The sequence below is a fragment of the Rhodopseudomonas sp. B29 genome (assembly GCF_000333455.1).
GTDB lineage: Bacteria > Pseudomonadota > Alphaproteobacteria > Rhizobiales > Xanthobacteraceae > Rhodopseudomonas.
The window spans coordinates 1-1,564 of sequence record NZ_BADD01000626.1 but is presented as its reverse complement, the minus strand read 5'-3'; the positions used below and the strand labels follow the sequence as shown (position 1 = coordinate 1,564).

The 1,564-nt window shown below is 66.9% G+C and carries 2 protein-coding genes; both read left to right on the top strand.

The window, feature by feature from the left end; translation table 11 throughout:
- The first annotated feature begins 161 nt into the window (after window positions 1–161).
- The gene (locus tag I5M_RS31565) at window positions 162–317 is read left to right on the top strand and encodes a DUF4089 domain-containing protein (RefSeq protein WP_083909654.1); all 156 of its coding nucleotides are present in this window, start codon (window positions 162–164) and stop codon (window positions 315–317) included.
- A 25-nt stretch (window positions 318–342) separates the two neighbouring features.
- Window positions 343–1,564 (top strand): AtzE family amidohydrolase (locus tag I5M_RS22600; protein WP_022723484.1); only part of this gene is annotated, 1,222 nt, incomplete at its 3' end.

Below are 1,564 nucleotides of genomic sequence, written 5' to 3'. Positions count from 1 at the left end.
GGGCGCGCGAAGCGCGAACCCGGAATCCATACTTCCGGCCGGGGGTTATGGATTCCGGGTTCGCTTCGCTAACGCGAGCGCCCCGGGAATGACGAACATAACTGTTGTGTTCGCTGAGGATACATCGTTGACAGACCAAGCAACTCGACCTCGACTCCTACATCGACGCCGTCGGCTCCGCCCTCGGGCTGACGATCGACCCCGCCTGGAAGCCGGCGGTTCGCGCCAATCTCGACGTATCGCTGAAGCTGGCGCATGTGGTCGACGAGTTTGCGCTTCCCGACGAGACCGAGCCTGCGAGTGTGTTCAGTGCCTGAGATGACTTCGACTTCGCCCGATTGGATGACCGCCACCGAGACCGCCGCTGCGGTCGCGAACGGCAAACTAACCGCAGTGCAAGCCGTGGACGCCGCGCTGGCCCGCGTCGCATCGCACGACAAGGTCCTCAACGCCTTCACCGACGTCGTCGCCGAACGTGCGCGCAACCGTGCCGCTGCGCTCGATGCTGCCCGCGCCCGCGGCGAGAAGCTGGGGCCACTCGCTGGCGTGCCGTTTGCGGTCAAGAACCTGTTCGACGTGAAGGGGCTTCCCACGCGTGCCGGCTCGAAGATCAATCGCAGCCTGCCGCCCGCGGGCCGTGATGCGGCGCTGATCGAGCGGCTGGAAGCCGCCGGTGCCGTGCTGATCGGCGCGCTCAACATGGGCGAATACGCCTACGATTTCACCGGCGAGAATATCCACGACGGCCCGTCGCGCAATCCGCACGATCCGACCCGGATGACCGGCGGCTCGTCGGGCGGTTCGGGCGCTGCCGTCGGTGGCGGCGAAGTGCCACTGGCGCTCGGCTCCGACACCAACGGTTCGATCCGTGTGCCGTCGTCGTTCTGCGGCATCTTCGGGCTCAAGCCGACCTACGGCCGGCTGCCGCGTACGCGCAGCTTCCCGTTCGTCGCCAGCTTCGATCATCTCGGCCCGTTCGCCCGCAGCGCCGCCGACCTCGCCCTTGCCTACGACGTCATGCAGGGCCCCGATGCCGATGACGCAGCGTGTAGCACACGGGAACCGGAGCCGGTGTCGGCGAAACTCGCCGAGGGCCTCGACGGCCTGCGCATCGCCCGCGCCGGCAGTTACTTCGAGACCAATCTGTTCGCCGAGGCCCGCGAGGCGATGGAGCGCGTCGCCAAGGCGCTGGATATCAAGCAGACCGTGGAGCTGCCGGAAGCGACCCGCGCCCGCGCGGCGGCCTATGTCATCACCACCGTCGAGGGCGCGTCGTTGCATCTCGATCGGTTGCGCAAGCAGCCGAACGATTTCGACCCAGCGGTGCGCGATCGGCTGATCGCGGGCGCCATGATTCCGGCTCCATTGATCGACCGCGCGCAGAAATTCCGCCGCTGGTATCGCGCCCGCGTTCTTGAACTCTTCAAGGACGTCGACGTCATCATCGCGCCGGCGACGCCGTGCATTGCACCCAAGCTCGGGCAGCAGACCTTCGTGCTCGACGGCGTCGAGCTTCCGGTGCGGGCCAATGTCGGCATTCACACCCAGCCGATCTCGTCATCGA